Here is an 18,564-nt window from a genome sequence, read left to right on the forward strand (position 1 = left end):
CAAGATCGCTGCATGACACTTTCGACCGCCACCACCCCACTCGTTTTTTCTGTCTTTCTCCAGGGCTTGACCCTGGGCCTGGGACTCATCGTTGCCATCGGCTCGCAAAATGCCTTTGTCTTGCGGCAAGGCTTGCGCCGCGAACATGTGGGCGCCATCGTGCTGTTTTGCGCGCTGGCAGACGCGGCCCTGATTGCCGCCGGCGTCCTGGGCATGGCCCATGCGCTGGGACAGCGCCCCTTGCTGGCCAGCGCGCTGGCATTGGGCGGCGCCGTTTTCCTGGCCGTCTACGGTTGGCAAGCGCTGCGGCGCGCGCGCCGGCCGCAGCAGCTGCGCGCGGCCGAAGGCGGTGCCGGGCTGGCGCTGGGCGCCATCCTGGCCCAGGCGGCCGCATTTACCTTGCTCAATCCCCATGTCTATCTGGATACAGTATTGTTGGTGGGAAGCATCGGCGCCCAGCAACCGGGCGCGCTGCGTGGCTGCTTCATCGCCGGCGCCAGCGCGGCCAGCCTGCTGTGGTTTGCCTCGCTCGGCTATGGCGCGCGCTGGCTGGCGCCGTGGTTTGCGCGGCCCCGGGCCTGGCAAGTGCTCGATGGCTTGATCGGCGTGACCATGTTCGTATTGTCGGCGCTGCTGTTGCGCCACGCGCTGGGCTGGCAGCCTTGATCAGCGCGCGGGCGGCAGCGGCGCAGGCGCAGGCAGTGCCGGGCGCAAGGGATGCGGCGGCGCCGGCGGCGGTGGCCGGTCGCGCGTGGCAAAGCCGCGCGGCAGCAGCCGTGCCGTTTCTATGCCGCGCAGGAACATGTTCTGGAACGGCGTGGCCAGATAGGGCAGGACCATGCCGATCACCAGCAAGCCCACGCCCAGGGTGACGGGGAAACCGATACCGAAAATGTTCAGCTGCGGCGCGGCCCGCGTCAAGATGCCCAGCGCCACGTTGGTCAGCAGCAGGGCGGCGATGATGGGCAGCGAAATTTGCAGGCCGGAACGGAAGATTTCTCCGCCCCAGGCCGCCAATTGCTGGAAACCGCCGCCGCTGATGGGACTCGACGAAATCGGCAGGCTGACGAAGCTTTCCGCCAGCGCCGCCAGCAAGACCAGATGGCCGTTGACGGTCAAAAACATCAAGGTGGCCAGCATGACGAGGAACTGGCTGATGGCGGACGACCTGCCCTTGGTTTGCGGATCGAAGAATGAGGCGAAGCCCAGGCCCATGGTGAGGCTGCTGAGTTCACCGGCCATTTCGATGGCGGAAAACACGATGCGGATGGAAAAGCCCATGGCCAGCCCGACCAGCATCTCTTGCGTGAGGATCAGCAGACCGGGCAGGGACATCGGGTTGACGGCAGGCAAGGCCGGCACGGTGGGGGCAATGATCATGGCCAGCAGCGCGCCCAAGGTCACCTTGACGGTGGCCGGCACGGCCGCGTTGCCGAACAGGGGGGCGGCCGCGATCAGGCCGAGGATGCGGCTAAGCGGCCACAGCAGTGCTGCGATCCACGTGTTCAGTTCGATGCTCGACAGGGTCAGCATGGCAACAATCGCTGCACTAGCCGACCAGGTTCGGGATGCCCGTGAACACCTGGCGCATGTAGTCGAGCATGACGGACAGCATCCACGGGCCGGCCACGACGATGGCGACGAAGATGCCGACCAGCTTGGGAATGAAGGACAGGGTCGCCTCGTTGATCTGCGTGGCCGCCTGGAAAATACTGACGATCAAGCCGATGATGAGGGCGACGAGCAGCATGGGCGCGGCCACCATCAGGGTGATTTCCATCGCATGGCGGCCCAGGGTCATGACGCTTTCGGGTGTCATCGTACTTCCCCTAGTAAAAACTCTGGGACAGCGAGCCCAGCAGCAACTGCCAGCCGTCGACCAGCACGAACAGCATCAGCTTGAACGGCAGCGAGATCGTCGCCGGCGACATCATCATCATCCCCATCGACATCAGCACGCTGGCGACCACCATGTCGATGATCAGAAACGGGATGAAGATGGCAAAGCCGATCTGGAACGCCGTCTTCAGTTCGCTGGTGACGAAGGCGGGCACGAGGATGCGCAGCGGCACGTCTTCCGGACCTTGCAGGGCCGCCGAGCGCGACATCTTGGCGAACAGGGCCAGGTCGGCCTGGCGCGTCTGCTTGAGCATGAAGGTTTTCAGGGGATCGACGCCCTTGTCCATCGCCTGCTGCATGCTGATCTTGTTTTCCTGATACGGTTGATACGCATCCGTGTAGATCTTGTCGAACACGGGGCCCATGACGAACAGGGTCAAAAACAGGGCCAGCCCCACCAGCACCTGGTTCGGCGGCGCCGATTGCGTGCCGATGGCCTGGCGCAGCAGGGACAGCACGATGATGATGCGCGTAAAGCAGGTCATCATCAAGAGGGCCGCCGGCAGGAAGGTGAGCGACGTCATCAGGATGAGCGTCTGCACCGGCAGCGAGTAATTCTGGCCGCCGCCCGGCGCCGGCGTGCTGTTGAAGGCCGGGATGCCCGGTTCGGCCAGCGCCCACAGCGGCAAGGCCAGGGCGGCGGCCGCCAGCAGCCAGGTCAGGGGAGTCTTCAAGGTGGACCACGCCATCTGCTGCTTATTTCCCATTGCGTTTTTCGATGGTCTGTTTCAGCCACTCGGAAAAATTGGCGGCCGCGGGGCCGTTTTGCGCCGTCGCCAGTTGCGGCAACTCGCCTTCCTGGCGCGGCATGGTGGCCAGCGCGTTGATCCTGCCGGGCGAGGCGCCGACGACGATCCACTGGTCGGCCACTTCGACGAGGACGATGCGTTCGCGTCCGCCCAGGTTGAGCGAGCTGACGACGCGCATCTTGTTGTTGCCGCCCATGACCTTGGGGCCATAGCGCTTCATGAACCAGGCCAGGCCGATCAGCAGGGCCAGCACGAACATCAGCGCGAAGATGGTTTGCAGCAGGCTGCCGGCCGAGCTTGTCGGCGCCATCGTCATGGGCGCGCCCGCCGGCATGGCGGGCAGGGCGGCGGCGGGCGAAGTGGCCGGCACCGTTGCTGCGGCAACGGGCGGTGTCTCGCTTGCTGCCGCGACGGAAGCGCTGGCGGCGCTGGCCGCCGGCGCCGACGCGGCTGCCGGTTCCGCGTGGGCAATGCTGCATGCCGCCAGGAGCGGCAGCACGGTGGAAATCAACAGGCCAGGCTTCATTTATTCAATTTTCGGATGCGTTCGGAAGGCGTGATGATGTCGGTCAGGCGGATGCCGAACTTGTCATTGACCACCACCACTTCGCCCTGGGCGATCAGGCAGCCGTTGACCAGCACGTCCATCGGTTCGCCGGCCAGGCCGTCGAGCTCGACCACGGAACCCTGCGCCAGTTGCAGCAGGTTCTTGATGGCGATCTTGGTGCGGCCCAGTTCGACCGTCAGCTGCACGGGAATATCGAGGATGAAATCGATATCGTTGTGTGTTTCCGACTTCGATGCCTGCTTGGAAAAGTCCTTGAACACGGCGGCGCTCGCCGCGCTGGCCGTAGTGGCGGCCTGGTTCTGCAGCGCTTCGGCTTCCGCCTTGGCCTGCTCGGCAATGGCCGCGCCCCAATCGTCTTCCGCGCTTTGGTCGTCTTGGTTGTCAGACATGTGTTTCTCCTGTTGTACGGATACGGACCGCAGCGCGATCCGGGTATTTCTTAATGGTTATTCATATTGTCGGCATTCGCCAGCAACTTTTCGACTTTCAGCGCATATTGTCCGTTCAACACGCCATACGTGCAATCCATCACGGGCACGCCGTCGACGGTGGCGGCGATCAGTTCGGGAATATTCAGGGGAATGATGTCGCCCACCTTCATGTTCAAAATCTCGTCGAACGACACGCGCGCCGTGCCCAGCGAGGCCACCAGCTCGACCTCGGCGATCTGGATCTGCTGCGTCATCAGGCGGATCCAGCGCTTGTCCACTTCCAGCGCCTCGCCCTGCAGGCTCGAGGTCAGCGAATCGCGGATCGGCTCGATCATCGAATACGGCATGCAGAAGTGGATCTGTCCGGAAACGGAGCCCAGTTCCACCGTAAACGTGGACGCCACCACCACCTCGTTCGGCGTGGCGATGTTGGCGAACTGCGTGTTCATTTCTGAACGGATATATTCGAATTCGACGGGGAAGACCGGCTCCCACGACTTGGTATAGGCCTCGAAGACGATATCGAGGATGCGCAGGATGATGCGCTGCTCCGTCTGCGTAAAGTCGCGCCCTTCGACGCGTGTGTGGAAGCGTCCGTCGCCGCCGAACAGATTGTCGACCAGCAGGAAGACGAGGCCCGGATCGAAGACCATCAGGGCCGTGCCGCGCAGCGGCTTCATGTGCACCAGGTTCAGATTGGTCGGCACCACCAGATTACGGATGAACTCGCTGTACTTCGAGACGCGCACGGACCCGACCGACACTTCGGCGCTGCGGCGCAGGAAGTTGAACAGGCCCACGCGCAGCAGCCGGGCGAAACGCTCGTTGATAATTTCCAACGTCGGCATCCGGCCGCGCACGATGCGCTCCTGGGTTGCCAGGTTGTAGGTACGAACTCCCGTGACATCTTCCGGCGTCTGCGCGTCGTCCTGGTCTCCGTTGACGCCCTTCAGAAGGGCATCGACTTCTTCCTGGGAGAGGAAATTATCGGCCATGGCTGCTTATTGAATGATGAATGCGGTAAATAATACGTCCGTCACGTCCTGCTCCGGCCCTTTGTCCTCGAACGGCTGGTTCACCTGATTGATGATTTCGGCCGCCAGCTGCTGCTTGCCTTCCACGGTATTGAGTTCGGACGCCTTCTTGCCGGACAGCAGCAGCAACAAGCGGCTGCGCACTTTCGGCATGTTCAGCTTGATGCTATCCATTTCTTCCGGACTGCCCACCTGCAGGGTAAACGCGATCTGCAGATATTGCTCGCCATTTTCCGGCTGCAAGTTGACGGTGAAGGCATCGACGGGAACGAAAACGGGCGGACCTGCCTTGGAAGCGGCGTGTTTTTTCTTGCTCGGCGCCGCTTCTTCTTTATCGGCCTTGCCATGCAAGAAGTACCAGGCGGCACCGCCGCCGATGCCGCCGGCCACCAGCACCGAGGCCAGCACGATGATCAGAAGCTTCTTTTTCGAGGCGCCGGCGGGGGCCAGGCCTGCATCTGCTTTCGGATCTGCTTTCATTTTTGGATTTGCTTTCAATGGTACTCGGGTGCATGGAAGTGGATCACGACGCCATTATGTCATTATCGGCAAATTCTGCGCAGAAGGATGCAGTGAAAAGAGGGCGGAAGCGCCCTCAACTCGCTGTTTTTATACGAAAAGTTATGCCGCGGCGCGCGCCTGTGGCCTGCGGACGACGAATTGTCGTCAGGCAAAGGTATCCACGGCACTCAGGCTGGGTCGGCTGCGGCCGCCAGCTGCCGGCGCGATGGCGATCTCGCCGCCGGAGGTGCCGCCACCCTGGCCATTGCCACGGCGTTCGCCCGAGGCGGCGCGCTCGCCATGGTTTTGCTGTTCCGGCGTGCCGGCCGAGACGGTGGCGCTGCCGAAGGCGATGCCCGCTTCGCTCATCATTTCGCGCAGGCGCGGCATGGCCGCTTCCAGCGCCTGGCGTACTTCCGGCTGGGCCGACATGAAGGCGGCATCGGCCTGGTCATTGGTGACCGTCAGGACCACCTGCACGGGCCCCAGATCGGGCGGATTCAGGGTCAGGGTGGCGCTCTGGTCGCCGCCGGCCGCCATCCACACGACTTTCTGCCCCAGTTGCTGGTCCCAGGCCGGCGAGCCGACCCGGCCCGTCAGCTTGTCGGCCGGCACGGCCACGGCGGCCGCGGCCTGCTGCAGCGCGCCCGGCTGCAACTGGGCCGCAAGGCGGCTCAGGTCGGCAGGCGTTTCCTTGAGGATGGGTTCGGCTACGGCGGCGCCCGCCTTGGCGGTGGCCGCCAGCTGGGCGTCGACGGCCAGCTTGCCCGGCTCGGCCTTGCCTGCCGGCACGCTGGCGCCTGGTGTGGCGGCCGCCTTGCCCTGGGCCTGGCCCAGGCTGTCGGCAAAGTCGCCGCTGTCCGCTTGCGCGATGACGGTGGCGGCGGCCTTGCCGCTGCCCTGGCCGGCTGCCAGTAACGGCCCGGTTGCCAGGCCCTTGCCGTCGGCCTTGACGCTGGCGCGCGCCGGCAGTTCCGGCACGGCCTTGGCGGCTGGCGCCGGCGGTTGGATGGCCAGCTGGATGCTGCCCACGAGGGCCAGCATCTCGGCGGCCGGGTCGGCTGGCGGCGTGACTGTTGTCGCGGGAACGGCGGGCACGCTGGCCTCTGCCGTGGCGCTGTCACTGTCACTGTCGCCGTTGGCGGGGGGCGCCGCCTCGGTAGCTGGTGCGGGCGGCTGTTCGCTGCTGGCCGCCTGTTCGGTGCCCGCTCGCGCCGGCTTCGCTTCATTGGCGGGCGCCGGCGTCGCGGGTGCTGGTGCGGCCGCAGGACTGGCGGGGCGTGCCGGCGCCGGCGCTGGCGCTTGCGCCATATTACGGCTGGCCTGGCGTTGCTCGATCTGGCGGTTCAGGGTGCGCTGGAAGTCGCCCGCCGCGCCGCTGGTGGACGGCTGGCTGCGGTTGGCGGCACCGGGCGTGGCGTTTGGCGAGATGATCTGGGAAATCGGTGTTGGCTGGGTTTGCATGATGCTGCCTCAGTGTTGCTTAGCGTTTGTAATAGGCTTGTCTCGCCGCGTGCTCATCCATTGCTTTCTGGTCGCGCTTGTTTTCCAGCTTCAGCGCCTGTTCCTGCGCCCGGTTGTTCAGAGTGGTGTACGACATGCGCTTGCGTTCGGCCAGCTGCCAGCGCATCTTTTCATTCTCGCTGCGCGCCTGCGCATGCTCGACCACTTGCTGCTGGCCCAGGATGGCGCTGTCGAGCTTGACCATGAAGGCCTGGAAGTTGCGGTAAGCCATGGGCGTGATGCCGTTGCTCATGCTCGCCTCGAAGCGCTTGGCATAGTCGTCGCGGTAGCCGGACAGCATGTCGAGCTTCTGGCGGCAATCGTCAAGCGCTTTCAGGGCCGCGCCCAGGCGCTTGGCGCAATCGTCCGTTTCGCGCTGGGCAAGGTCGATCAGGGTAGCAAGTTGGGAAGGAGAAGCCATGGCTGATTATATTCCCGCTATGCAAGTCCTAATCAGTCGAATAGAGCGGTAAGTTGCCCCAAGCTCTCATCCATGCTGACCCGCTCCGTGATTTGCTGTTGCAAAAACGCCTCGATCTTTTCATGCAGGGCGATGGCCTGGTCCAGCACGGGGTCGGTGCCGGCGCTGTAGGCGCCCACGCTGATCAGGTCGCGGCTGCGCTCGTAGCGCGAATACAGCTGTTTCAGCTTGCGCGCCTGCTGCTGGTGCTCGTGCGTGGTGATCGAGTGGGCGGCACGCGAAATCGATTGCTCGATGTCGATGGCCGGATAATGGCCCGCTTCGGCCAGGCGGCGGTTGAGCACGATATGCCCGTCCAGGATGGCGCGCGCCGAGTCGGCGATCGGGTCCTGCTGGTCGTCGCCCTCGGTCAGCACGGTGTAGAAGGCCGTGATCGAGCCGCCGCCTTCCTCGCCATTGCCGGCCCGTTCCACCAGCACGGGCAGCTTGGCGAAGACGGATGGCGGATAGCCCTTGGTGGCGGGCGGCTCGCCGATGGCCAGGGCGATTTCGCGCTGCGCCATGGCGTAGCGGGTCAGCGAATCCATGATCAACAGCACATTTTGCCCCTGATCGCGGAAATGTTCGGCAATCGCCGTCGCATATGCGGCCCCTTGCAGGCGCATCAGCGGCGGCGTGTCGGCCGGCGCGGCCACGACGACGGAACGGGCCAGGCCTTCGGGGCCGAGGATTTGCTCGATGAATTCCTTTACTTCGCGGCCCCGTTCGCCGATCAGGCCGACGACGATCACGTCCGCTTCCGTGTAGCGGGCCATCATGCCCAGCAGCACGCTCTTGCCGACGCCGGAACCGGCGAACAGGCCCATGCGTTGGCCGCGGCCCACGGTCAGCATCGCGTTGATCGAGCGCACGCCCACGTCGAGCGTATCGACGATGGGCGCGCGGCCCAGGGGATTGGCGGGGCGTACGTTGATGGGGGCGCTGTCGGTCGTGTGCAGCGGGCCCAGCTGGTCAAGCGGACGGCCCGCGCCATCGAGCACGCGGCCCAGCAGCTGCGGCCCCACGGGCAGATGGCGCGCGCGGTCGCTGGGGCGGCGGCGCGGGTGCGCCACGCTGCCGGGGCGGGGGATGGCCGGCTCGACGGAAAACACGCGCGTGCCGGGCACGATGCCCTCGACGTCGCTTTGCGGCATCAAAAACAGGCGGTCGCCTTCAAAACCCACCACTTCCGCCTCGACCCGGCCGCCATTGGGCAGCGGCACGGTACAGGCGGCGCCGACGGCCAGGCGCAAGCCCACGGCTTCCATCACCAGGCCGGCCACGCGCGTGACGCGGCCTGAAATTTGCATCGGTTCGACAAAGCCGACCACGGCCGAACAATCGCTCAGGTAGGCGCGCCAGCGCGCCGCATGGGCAGTGGGGCCTTTGACGGGCTCGCTCACGGCGCCAGCCAGTCCAGGTCTTTGCCCAGCGCATGCGTCAGGCGCTGCCAGCGGGTGGATGCCTGCGCGTCGATCTGATTGCTGGCCGTGTCGATCTTGCAACCGCCGCGTTCCACGGACGGATCTTCGATGACGCGCCAGCCACCTTTGTCGAGTTCATCGCCGATACCGTCGCGTACTACTTGCGCGTCTTCCGGGTTGAGCATCAGCAAGGCCGGTTGTTGCAGCACAGGCAAGTATTCGATGGCTTCGCGCACCATCGGCAGCATCAGTTCGGGGCGCACGGGCAAGGCGGTCTTGAGCATGCCCTTGGCCAGCTGCAGGGCCAGTTCCATCACGTCGTTGGCGATCAGTTCGTCGGCCTGGTGCACGGCCGTGCCGAAATCGACGGCGATGGTTTGCAAGTGCGCCAGTTCCACGGCCGAGGCAGCCTTGCCTTGTGCATACGATTCGGCATGGCCGTCGGCATGCCCGGCCGCGTGGCCTTCCGCATAGCCGGCAGCGCGGCCTTCCTCGAAGGCCGTGGCGCGCGCTTCCTCGCGGATGGCGTCGAGTTCTTCCTGCGTCGGGTATTCGAGCGGCGGGGCCGGCTCTTCCTCGTGCAGCTCGGCAAATGGATCGAATTCCGGTTCGGGATCCGGTTCGAGCAGCTTGCGCGCCGCCACCACGCTGGGGCGCTCGTCGCCAAACGAGGTCATTTCCCAGCGCTGGTACGCGGTTTGCTGCTCTTTGGGAATCAAATTAGACAAACGAATCCTCGCCTTTTCCGCCTAAGACAATCTGTCCCTCGTCCGCCAGGCGGCGCACGATCTGCAGGATCTGTTTCTGCTGCGATTCCACTTCCGACAGGCGCACGGGGCCTTTCGATTCGAGGTCTTCGCGCATCATCTCGCCGGCGCGCTGCGACATGTTCTTGAAGATCTTGTCGCGCAGTTCCTGCGAGGCGCCCTTGAGGGCGATGATCAGCATTTCCGACTGCACTTCGCGCAGCAGCAGCTGGATGCCGCGGTCGTCGATATCGATTACGTTGTCGAACACGAACATTTCGTCCATGATCTTTTGCGCCATGTCGTTGTCGTAGTTCTTGATATTGTCCATGACGGAGCCTTCCTGCTCGCCGCTCATGAAGTTCAGGATTTCGGCTGCCGCGCGCACGCCGCCCAGCGACGATTTCTTGATGTTTTCGTTACCCGACAGCAGTTTCGTCAGCACGTCGTTGAGTTCGCGCAAGGCGGCCGGCTGCACGCCGTCCAGGGTGGCGATGCGCAAGACCACGTCGTTGCGCAGGCGGTCCGTGAAGTGGCCGAGGATTTCGCAGGCCTGGTCGCGTTCCAGATGGACGAGGATGGTGGCGATGATCTGCGGGTGTTCGTTGCGGATCAGCTCGGACACGGATTGCGAGTCCATCCATTTCAGCGATTCGATGCCGGAGGCATCTTTGCCGCCCAGGATGCGCGACAGCAGCACGGACGCCTTGTCGTCGCCCAGCGCCTTGGTCAGCACTTGCCGGATATATTCGTCCGAATCGAGGCCGACGGTGGAATTGAGTTCCGTCTGCGCGCGGAAGTCGCCGAGCACCTCGACCACCTGCTCGTGCGCGATGCCCTTCATGGTGGCCATGGCGGCACCCAGTTTCAGCACTTCGCGCGGGCCGAGGAATTTCATGACCTCGGCCGCTTCGCTCTCGCCCAGTGCCAGCATCAGGATCGATGCTTTTTGCAGTCCCGTTGTCTCAGTCATTATTGCCTATCCATGCTTTGATTACGTTGGCCACCACGCGCGGGTCTTCCTGCGCCAGTTTTCTGGCCATCGCCAGGTTTTCGCGATAACCGCGCGCCGTATCTTCTTCCAGTTCTTCCAGCTCCGCTTCGCTGAGCAGGACTTCGTTTTCTTCGCCCTCCTTGGCCAGTTCCGGCTCGATGACGGGCGGCGGGGCGCCGAAATCGTCGATCTTGCGCATCACGGGGCGCAGCATCGGGCGCACGATCTTGATGAAGATGTACAGCAGGATCAGGGCCGTGATGAGGAATTTCGCCAGTTCCTTGGCCAGCGGCAAGTTGGCCGGGTCGCGCCACCACTCGAGCTTGCCTTCCGGCGCGCGGTCGATGCCGTCGAACGGCGAGTTGGCCACGCTGAAGCTGTCGCCGCGCTCCTTGTTGTAGCCCATCGCTTCCTTGACCAGATTGTTGATCTGGACCATTTCGGCAGGGGAAATCGGCTTGACCGTGACCTTGCCATCCTTGTCGAAGCTGCGGCGGTAGTTGACGACGACGGCCACCGACAGGCGGCGCAGGCCGCCCATGGATTTCTGCTCGTAGCGCACAGTCTTGTCGACTTCATAATTCGTCGTCGATTCCTTCTGTGTCGGCGCCGTCGGCGCGCCAGCCGGGGCGCCCGGCGCCTCGGCCGTCAATGGCGCCGTCGCCACGCCTGGCGGCTGGTTCGACAGCGCGCCCGGCACGCCGGACGGGTTGGCATTGCCGGCGCCCGTCGATTCGCTCGTTTGCTGGCTGCGGATGGTGGACGCTTCCGGCGGCGAATTCGGCTTGTAGGTTTCGGCCGCCTGTTCGCTTTGCGAGAAATCGACATCGGCCGTCGCTTCGGCGCGCACATTGCCTTCGCCGACGATGGGCAGCAAGATCGATTCGACCTGCTTGATCACGCTTTGCTGCAATTGCTGCACGTATTTCAGCTGGTTCGGGTCCAGGCTCTTGATGCCGTTGGCGCGGTCCTTGTCCTTTTCCTGGTTCGACAGCAGGGTGCCGGCCTGGTCGACCACGGTGACATTGATTGGCAGCAATTCCGGCACGCTCGACGCCACCAGGTGCACGATGGCGCTCACCTGCAGCTGGTCCAGGCCGCGGCCCGGGTGCAGGTTCAGCAGCACGGAAGCCGTCGGTTTTTGCTGTTCGCGCACGAAAACGGACGGTTTGGGCAGCGCCAGGTGGACACGCGCCGTATCGACGGCGGACACGGATTCGATCGATTTCGCCAGTTCGCCTTCGAGCGCGCGCTGGAAATTGACCTGTTCCAGGAATTGCGAGACACCGAGCTTCTGGTTTTCCATCAGCTCGAAGCCCACGTTGCCGCCCTTCGGCAAGCCTTGCGCGGCCAGTTTCAGGCGCGCGTCATGGACTTGCTCGGACGGCACGAGAATGGCGCCGCCGCCTTCGGAAAACTTGTGCTTGATGCCCAGCTGGTCCAGCGAAGCGGTGATGGCGCCGCCGTCGCGGTCCGTGTAGTTGGAAAACAGGACCTTGTACTCGGGCGGCTGGTTCCACATGTACAGGGCCACGCCGATGGCAACCAGTGCCGCCACGCCCAGGCCGCGCAGGAAATTCTTGCCCATCGGCGTCTTGGCGAAGGCTTGCACGGACTCCACGGGCGAGCGGCCAGGCGCCGGTTCCGGTGGTATGCGGTTCACATCGATTTCTTCGGCTACAGCCATGATTGCCTTCCGGGGCGCGTATGTTGGGTAGTGAGTGGGGGCCGCTTCCACTGGAGGAGGGGGCGATATGCAGAATTATCCGCCACTGTCACGCGCTTCAATCGTCCAAATAGAAGGCGCTTTTGCCGCCTGCTCGGCCGAGCGGCTGGCGTTGGCGCTGGTATTGTGGAACCCTGGCAACATGTGACGGAAGTTATTGTACCCGTCGTTGCCTTGCAAGCCAGGGTTTTGTTCTCTGGGTGCAACAGGCATGGAACAGTTATGAAGCACACCAGAATCGGGAGGCGAAGTGAAAACAGGCGGTATCGATAGCAGCAGGATCGAGGCGATGATCGCGCAACTGAAGTCGGCGGCCACGCGGCCGGAGGCGAAAATACCGGCGATCCAGACCGAGATGCCGGCGGCGAAGGTGAATTTTGCCGATGCCTTCAAAAGCGCGCTGGACTCCGTGAGCGGCGCGCAACAGGCTTCGTCGGCGCTGGGTCAGCGCTTTACCATGGGTGACGAAAAGGTCAGCCTGTCGGACGTGATGGTATCGATGCAAAAGTCGAGCATCGAATTCCAGGCGACGGTGCAGGTAAGGAATAAATTAGTTGCTGCATATCATGAGATCATGAATATGCAAGTTTAACGTATCGCCAAAGCTACTGCGCGGCGCGCTTTGCGGCCTGCGATGCTCGCTGTGCTACAGCACAGCTGCGCGTCTCGGCCGCAAATCATCGCCGCTCGCTACGCTTTTGCGAAACGTTAAGCTTTGACTCTGGATTGAATTAACCCAGCCCCGCCATGCGCGCATTGCGTTCTCGTTCAAGGCGCGTGATATAGCGCTGCACGTGCGCCAGCATGCTGCGCGGCAGGTCGACGAACTGGCAGCCGAGGCGGCGGTTCAGCTTATTGTTGAGCAGGGTCATGTCCAGCGAATTGCGAATTTGCAAAGTCGCGGTGACGATGCCGACATCGGGCAGGTCGATGCGGCAACCGAGATAGTCCCTGCCGATGGTTTCGCCCAGCATCAGTTTATTGTCGAGGATGGCGATGCCGCCGCAGCTGATGTCGGCCAGCGGAAACAGGGTGTCGGCGCCGCCCAGCGAGGGTGGCAGGGGAATCGAGACGCGCACGGGATTGCTCACGGGCGTCGTCATGCGGTAATACTCGCGCCGCTGCAGGCGGATCAGTGTTTCAGGTATGGCAATTTTCAGGGCGGGCGTGCCGCCATGGTTGCACTCTTCCACGAGGGCGCTGGCAAACAGGATGCGGATCTTGTCGAGCGAGGTTTCAAACGAAATGCCGGTGGCGGCCACCATGCGCCGGTTCTGGTCGGCGTTCACGGAACGGTCGAGGATGACGGTGTTGTGGTCGGCATCGACTTCCAGGATGGACGTGACGCACACATCGGACTCACCGTGGATCAGCATGCGGATCAGCTGGTTCTTTTCGCTGATGCCGCGCAGCAAGGCAATGATTTCCCGCCGCGATTCCACTTCAAAATCATGCCAGTTTTCGAGACCGGAATCCATAATATGTGCTTGCATTGATGCCTGTCTATGTATCGGTGAGGTTGACGCTGGTGTCGGGCGGCGGCGGAATCGGCCCGCCATTCGCAGATTCAATATGATATAACCAGGCCAGCAGTTCCGCAATCGCCCGATACAGGCCGGGCGGAATCTGGCGGTCCAGGTCGACATCCATCAGCAGCGCCACCAATTCCTTCGACTCATGCACGAAGACGCCGTGTTCGCGCGCCGTGCTGATGATCTGGTCCGCGATCAGGCCGCTGCCCTTGGCCACCACCTTGGGCGCCGGCGTGCCACTCTGGTAAGCGAGGGCGACGGCTGTCTGCGGCACCTTGCGCTTGGTGTCGTCAAGCATCGTCTTCTCCAGCCGCCTGCGGCTTGCCGGCGATCGTCAACGATGACAATGGCCATCCGGCCGCGGCCAGCGACGCTTCCAGCCGCGCCGCATGCTGGCGCAAGGTATCGGCGCTGCCTTCGCTGCCCGCTTGCAGCTGGATGGCCACGCTGCCGCCCTGCAACACCACGTGCGCGGCCAGGTCGCCCAGCAGGGGAAACTGGAAGCGCACATTGCTGCGCCAGGCCGTCGCTTCCTCGTCGGCGTCACGGCTCTCGTGCTGCTGTCCTTCCGGCGCATCGCGGCTGATATCCCACTGCATCTTCTGGCCGGGCCAGGCTTCGCCCTGCCACTGCACGCGCGCCTGTTCGTGCGTATGCAGCTGCAAATTGATCAGTTGCGCCGATGCCAGGTCGGTGCCCGTCCTGACGACGTCGCCCTGTGCCGCCTTCTGCATTTGCGGTTCCAGCAACAGCGAGGCCAGCGGCCGCTTGCCCTCGGCCCATTCGGCCACATGCGATTCATAGAACAGGCCGCTGCTGCCGACGGCATCCTGCAGTTTCTGGGCCACCTGGGCCGGGGCGGCGTTTGGCGAGGCCATCAGCGGCGTCTTGCCGACCAGGGACAGGGGCGCGCCGGGCACGCTTTCCGCCTGGCTGAGCACTGTGCTGATGGCGCGCGCGGTGGTGCTCAGCTCCGGCGCCGGCGTGTCGCCGGCCAGGGCGGGCAGCAGATTGGCTGGCGTCAGCGGTGCGCGGCTGAGCAGGGTGGCGGCCGTGCTGCTGGCGCGCGTGCCGGCCTGGGCGGCGCCGGCCTGGGGGCCGCGCAGGTCGGCAGCCTCGGGCTCGGCTTCCGCGTCCGCATATGTCAGCAGGGCGCTGGCGGGCTGGTCGCGGTTATTGCCGATTTGAAAAGAAGGGCGGGGATTGATGCCAATCAAGGTCAGCGGGATTTCCGTGCCCGCCTGGGCGCCCGCGGGCAGCTGCATGCGGGCCGGCGTACCGGCCACGCGCACGAGAAAGCTGCCGTCGCCCATGCGGGCCAGCACTTGTCCCTGCATGGATTTGCCGATCAGTCCCTGCAGCGAGCGCTGGAACTCGGCCTGGCGCGGGTCGGCGACGGCATCGGCAGCCCGCGTGGGCTTGACCGGGGTCAGGGGCGTCATGCCGATCGCATCCATCTTCGGCAACATGATAGCTCGCCTTGCCCCGTGGGCGTTTAGACGCCGTAGGCGTTGGCCAGGCGCCGCTCGGTGCCCGTGCTGTTGATCAGCTTGGACAATTGCGCCATCCACGGCATGGTCAGGTCGCGGATCTTGCGGTCGTCTTCCAGGATCTGCTTGATCAGGGCGACCTTGCGCTGGCGGCCGGCGGTCTCCAGCACGACTTTTTCTTCGTTCGCCTTCAGCGTGGCCACATGCGCGCTCACTTGTTGTTCCAGCGCTTCGAGCTCGTCCCAGTCGGCGTTGCCGGCGGCGGTCACCATCCGGCCCGTCAGGGTCTGCATGGCTTCGTAGGTGGTCAGGACTTCTTGATGGGTCATCATGGATCAGGCGCTCGCAAGGCTGGGCATACGTTTCAAATCGGCGCCGGGAATGGCGGCCGGCGTGGCGCCGATGGCGTTCCAGGTTTCGCGCAGGTCGGTCAGCAGGCGCTGCACTTCTTCCAGCAGGGTAATGTCGTTTTGCAGGTTGGCCGTCAGCAGACGCGCGCTCATGTATTCATACAGGGCGTCGAGGCCTTCGGCGATCTGGCCGCCCGCGTCCTTGTCCAGGCTGGCGCGCAAGCCATTGTCGATGATCTGGATGGCCTTCGAGATGGATTTGCCTTTTTCCGGCACATTGCCCGATTTCATGTGCATCTGCGCGCTGAGCACGGCCACCAGGGCGCCGTCGTACAGCATCACGATCAGCTTGTGCGGCGAGGCCGAGCCGATGCCCGTTTCCAGGCCGACCTTGGCATAGGCGTTGACGCCGCGTTGTTGGGTTCCAAACATAAATTCTCCTGATGATAGCGCTTAACGGTTGGCGGCGATGGCGGCCAGCTGCTGGGTCAAATAGGTTTGCGTCGACTGCAGTTTGCTCAGCGTCACGTCCAGGCGCGTGTATTGGGCGCGGTAGCGTGCCTCGATATCGCCCAGCTTTTCCGAAAACTTGTCGCGCTGGGTGGCAACGGCCTTGATGCTGTCGTTGATACCCTTGCTGCGGTTGGTCAGCATGCCGTCGGTACCGAGAAACGAGGTCGCCAGGTTGTTGAGCTGATATGCATAGCCTTGGGAAAAACTGACCGTGCCGCGGTCGCCGACGGTGCCGCCGGTGACATCGACCTTGAGGCCTTCCGCGGTGGAACCCGGGGCGCCCGTCAGTGTCTGGCCAGAGCCGACCACGGGTTGGCCGCCCAAGGTGCCGGCCACGTCCGTCCCTTTGACGGAGGTGGCGGCGCCAAACAGATTGGCGACAGGCGTGCCCGTCAAACTGGCCATGGAAAAGTTGGAAACGGAACCATAGCGGCTGGAGGCGATCTTCAGGGTGCCGTCGGCTTCGACGGCAGCGGTTACCGTTGAGCCTGTATCAGAAAACGCCTTGACGCCATTGATCGACGATTGCAGCAGCGAGGCCAGTTGCTTCGGCGTATAGGTGCCAGCTGGAATGGTGACCTTCGCCGTATTTTTTGCGGCGCTGGGGTCGGTGTCATTGAGGGTCACGCTCCAGGTCGTATCGCTGGCGATAGTGGTGCTGGCAGGCAACGGTGCGGTGCTCTTCAGGCTGCCTTGGCTGGCCATGGTACTGATGATCAGGGCATAGGTGCCCGGCTTGGTTGCCGCCGTCGAGCTGTTAAACGATACCGTGCTGTCGGAGGTTTTTCCCAGAGCGGAAAACAAGCCGCCAATATCGCCGAAGTTGCTGCTGATAGCTTTGTCCAGTTTGGTGCCATCGAGTGCCAGGCTACCATCTTTCTGAAAAGAAATTCCGACCTGGCTCAAGGACGACAGGCCGCCGCTCAAGCCTGTGATCGATGAACTCAACTGCCGCCTGAGCTGGCTCTGGATGGATTGTGCCGTCGAATCCCCGAGCAGGACGCCGCCCTTCTTTGTTTCTGCATCGTAAGACGTCAATTTCGCAATCGCCGTATTCAGGTCGTTGTAGGCCTTGACGAAGGAATTGATACTGTTTTTGACGGTCGATGTATCTTTTGCCACCGACATCGACGTGCTGCCAACCTTGATCACATTGAGTGTGACGCCTTCGATCGCGCTATCGATGCTGTTTGAGCTGCTGGTGATGGGAATACCATTTACGCTGAGCAATGTATTCTGCGCTGCGCTATTTTGCTTCAGGTTTTGTGTTCCTGCGGGGTCATAGGACAGCAAATTGGCCAGAGCGGGATCGACCGTTTGGCCTTCCGATGCCGCCAATGAAATTTTCATGGTCGAATTGGCGCCGGTCTTCGTTGAGCTCAGCACCAGATGGTAGGGATTGTCGCTGCCGTCGGAAACGATGCTGGCGGTAACGCCGAGACCGGCGTTATTGATCGCATCACGGATGCCCTGCAAGGTATTGTTGGTCGAATCGATCACGACGGACCCCGTCGCTTGCGTGCCGTCTTGCGCGAACGAGGCGCCGATATACGCGCCGCCGCTGCCAGCCGTCAATCCGGCTGCCGCGGGATTGCTGCCGGCGATGAGAATCGGGCTTGCGTTGCTGGAACTCAATGTCACGGAGCTGCCAAAGGTGGCATTCGACCCTGTCGTGGCTGCGCCCGTGGCATGGCCGATGCCGCCCGACACCGTGCCGGTGACGACTTCCTCGATTTCCAGGTTGGAGCCATCGGCACGGGTAAATTTCAGGCTGCCATCGGCTGCACTGCCGGTGACCGTGATGTTGGCCGCCGCCAGCGCGTTCGAAACGGCGTTCGGGCCTGCCAGTGTGGTATCGAGCGAGGCGGCGGTCAAGCCTGCTCCCGCGCCCACACCGTTGCCTTGGGTCGTGATCTCGACGCCGCCAACGGACAGCGTGTAAGTGCCGTCGGCACCGGTCGCAACATTGCCGAAGCCGCTGAACAGCGTGGCCGGACTGATGGTCGGCTGCGCCGTGGCCGTCACGCCGGTGGTGTTGCTTTTGGCATTGATGGCATCGGCCAGTGCGCGCGCGCTTTTCGTGCCGCTGTCGGTGGGGATGGCAGTGCCATTCAATATCAGGGAACCATTGCTGATGCCATTCTGCATGGTCGCTGCGGAAAAGGCGGTGCCGGCCAGGCCGAAAGTGCCGCCGGTCAAGGAGCCGAGCTGGAAGGAAATGGTCGTTTTGGCGCCGCTGCCGATGGTGGAGAGCTTGTTGCTCAATCCACCTGACGTCAGCGTTTGCGACTGTGCCAGCTGAGTGACGTTGATATTATAGTTGCCGGCGACGGCTTTGGCACCGGCGCTGGCGGTCATCACCGTCAAATCCGCTGGCGTGGCGCTGACGGCGCGGAAGTTCGCGCTGTTGCTCAAGCCCGTCAGCGATCCCTGGAAAGCACTGACGGCACCGCTGAGCGTGCCCATTGCACTGAGTTTGGCCTGATACGACGCGGTTTTCTTGTCAAAGCCATTCAGTGGCACTGCTTCGGCAGCCATCAGCTTCTCGATGAGGGCGTTCACGTCCAGGCCGCTGGCGCCGGCACCGATGCCCGGCGATGATATTGTAGGGGTGATAGCCACGGAATGCTCCTAGGAAAACGCT

At 63.4% G+C, this 18,564-nt stretch carries 21 protein-coding genes; 2 read left to right on the plus strand and 19 right to left on the minus strand.

The window, feature by feature from the left end:
* Positions 1–12: 12 nt before the first annotated feature.
* Positions 13–666 carry a LysE/ArgO family amino acid transporter gene (locus IGS60_RS04510; protein WP_070289131.1) on the plus strand — a complete coding sequence of 218 codons (654 nt, stop codon included), beginning with the start codon at positions 13–15 and terminating at the stop codon, positions 664–666.
* On the opposite strand, the gene fliR is transcribed toward IGS60_RS04510, so the two are convergent.
* The 13 genes from fliR to fliF all read right to left on the minus strand — a co-directional run bounded on the left by fliR (position 667) and on the right by fliF (position 11,996).
* Positions 667–1,533 (minus strand): flagellar biosynthetic protein FliR, encoded by an 867-nt coding sequence (fliR, locus tag IGS60_RS04515; protein ID WP_230502622.1) that lies wholly within the window; start codon positions 1,531–1,533, stop codon positions 667–669.
* Positions 1,534–1,549: 16 nt separating this feature from the next.
* The gene (fliQ, locus tag IGS60_RS04520; protein WP_034754044.1) at positions 1,550–1,819 is read right to left on the minus strand and encodes a flagellar biosynthesis protein FliQ; all 270 of its coding nucleotides are present in this window, start codon (positions 1,817–1,819) and stop codon (positions 1,550–1,552) included.
* Positions 1,820–1,829: 10 nt separating this feature from the next.
* Positions 1,830–2,606: a flagellar type III secretion system pore protein FliP gene (gene fliP / locus IGS60_RS04525; protein WP_070220134.1), complete on the minus strand. Its 777-nt coding sequence runs from the start codon at positions 2,604–2,606 to the stop codon at positions 1,830–1,832.
* A complete protein-coding gene (gene fliO / locus IGS60_RS04530) occupies positions 2,596–3,174 on the minus strand; it encodes a flagellar biosynthetic protein FliO (RefSeq protein ID WP_230502624.1) in 579 nt (192 codons plus the stop codon). Before fliO ends, fliP begins: the two co-directional genes overlap by 11 nt.
* Entirely contained in the window at positions 3,171–3,605 is a 435-nt protein-coding gene (fliN, locus tag IGS60_RS04535; RefSeq protein ID WP_070220130.1) for a flagellar motor switch protein FliN, read from the minus strand. Before fliN ends, fliO begins: the two co-directional genes overlap by 4 nt.
* A 50-nt stretch (positions 3,606–3,655) precedes the next feature.
* Positions 3,656–4,642, minus strand: coding sequence for a flagellar motor switch protein FliM (gene fliM / locus IGS60_RS04540; protein WP_070220128.1), 987 nt, complete (start codon positions 4,640–4,642; stop codon positions 3,656–3,658).
* A gap of 6 nt (positions 4,643–4,648) precedes the next feature.
* The gene (fliL, locus tag IGS60_RS04545) at positions 4,649–5,161 is read right to left on the minus strand and encodes a flagellar basal body-associated protein FliL (protein WP_070220126.1); all 513 of its coding nucleotides are present in this window, start codon (positions 5,159–5,161) and stop codon (positions 4,649–4,651) included.
* A 186-nt stretch (positions 5,162–5,347) separates the two neighbouring features.
* Positions 5,348–6,646: a flagellar hook-length control protein FliK gene (locus IGS60_RS04550; RefSeq protein ID WP_230502626.1), complete on the minus strand. Its 1,299-nt coding sequence runs from the start codon at positions 6,644–6,646 to the stop codon at positions 5,348–5,350.
* A 19-nt stretch (positions 6,647–6,665) separates the two neighbouring features.
* Positions 6,666–7,106 carry a flagellar export protein FliJ gene (fliJ, locus tag IGS60_RS04555; protein WP_070289135.1) on the minus strand — a complete coding sequence of 147 codons (441 nt, stop codon included), beginning with the start codon at positions 7,104–7,106 and terminating at the stop codon, positions 6,666–6,668.
* 32 nt (positions 7,107–7,138) lie between these two features.
* On the minus strand, positions 7,139–8,455 hold the full coding sequence (gene fliI, locus IGS60_RS04560) for a flagellar protein export ATPase FliI (protein WP_227742184.1): 1,317 nt from the start codon (positions 8,453–8,455) through the stop codon (positions 7,139–7,141).
* 89 nt (positions 8,456–8,544) lie between these two features.
* Positions 8,545–9,246, minus strand: coding sequence for a flagellar assembly protein FliH (locus tag IGS60_RS04565; RefSeq protein ID WP_070222451.1), 702 nt, complete (start codon positions 9,244–9,246; stop codon positions 8,545–8,547).
* Between the two features lie 43 nt (positions 9,247–9,289).
* A complete protein-coding gene (fliG, locus tag IGS60_RS04570) occupies positions 9,290–10,288 on the minus strand; it encodes a flagellar motor switch protein FliG (protein ID WP_034754023.1) in 999 nt (332 codons plus the stop codon).
* A complete protein-coding gene (fliF, locus tag IGS60_RS04575) occupies positions 10,281–11,996 on the minus strand; it encodes a flagellar basal-body MS-ring/collar protein FliF (RefSeq protein WP_070289137.1) in 1,716 nt (571 codons plus the stop codon). The genes fliG and fliF overlap by 8 nt, the downstream gene beginning before the upstream one ends.
* A gap of 328 nt (positions 11,997–12,324) precedes the next feature.
* Here fliF and fliE point away from each other — a divergent pair, with 328 nt between their 5' ends.
* On the plus strand, positions 12,325–12,627 hold the full coding sequence (gene fliE, locus IGS60_RS04580; protein WP_230502628.1) for a flagellar hook-basal body complex protein FliE: 303 nt from the start codon (positions 12,325–12,327) through the stop codon (positions 12,625–12,627).
* A gap of 139 nt (positions 12,628–12,766) precedes the next feature.
* Here the strand turns inward: fliE and IGS60_RS04585 are convergent, their stop codons facing one another.
* From IGS60_RS04585 to fliD, 6 genes are read right to left on the minus strand one after another with little or no spacing between them, the layout of a single operon-like run.
* Positions 12,767–13,513 (minus strand): flagellar brake protein, encoded by a 747-nt coding sequence (locus IGS60_RS04585; RefSeq protein ID WP_230502630.1) that lies wholly within the window; start codon positions 13,511–13,513, stop codon positions 12,767–12,769.
* Between the two features lie 25 nt (positions 13,514–13,538).
* Positions 13,539–13,865 carry an EscU/YscU/HrcU family type III secretion system export apparatus switch protein gene (locus IGS60_RS04590; protein ID WP_035821344.1) on the minus strand — a complete coding sequence of 109 codons (327 nt, stop codon included), beginning with the start codon at positions 13,863–13,865 and terminating at the stop codon, positions 13,539–13,541.
* Positions 13,858–15,036: a flagellar hook-length control protein FliK gene (locus IGS60_RS04595; protein ID WP_230502632.1), complete on the minus strand. Its 1,179-nt coding sequence runs from the start codon at positions 15,034–15,036 to the stop codon at positions 13,858–13,860. Before IGS60_RS04595 ends, IGS60_RS04590 begins: the two co-directional genes overlap by 8 nt.
* A gap of 26 nt (positions 15,037–15,062) precedes the next feature.
* Entirely contained in the window at positions 15,063–15,389 is a 327-nt protein-coding gene (locus tag IGS60_RS04600; protein WP_230502634.1) for a flagellar protein FliT, read from the minus strand.
* A gap of 3 nt (positions 15,390–15,392) precedes the next feature.
* Positions 15,393–15,839, minus strand: coding sequence for a flagellar export chaperone FliS (gene fliS / locus IGS60_RS04605; RefSeq protein ID WP_230502636.1), 447 nt, complete (start codon positions 15,837–15,839; stop codon positions 15,393–15,395).
* 21 nt (positions 15,840–15,860) lie between these two features.
* A complete protein-coding gene (fliD, locus tag IGS60_RS04610; protein WP_230502638.1) occupies positions 15,861–18,542 on the minus strand; it encodes a flagellar filament capping protein FliD in 2,682 nt (893 codons plus the stop codon).
* Positions 18,543–18,564 lie beyond the last annotated feature (22 nt).

Source organism: Janthinobacterium sp. FW305-128 (assembly GCF_020858135.1).
Lineage (GTDB): Bacteria > Pseudomonadota > Gammaproteobacteria > Burkholderiales > Burkholderiaceae_D > Janthinobacterium.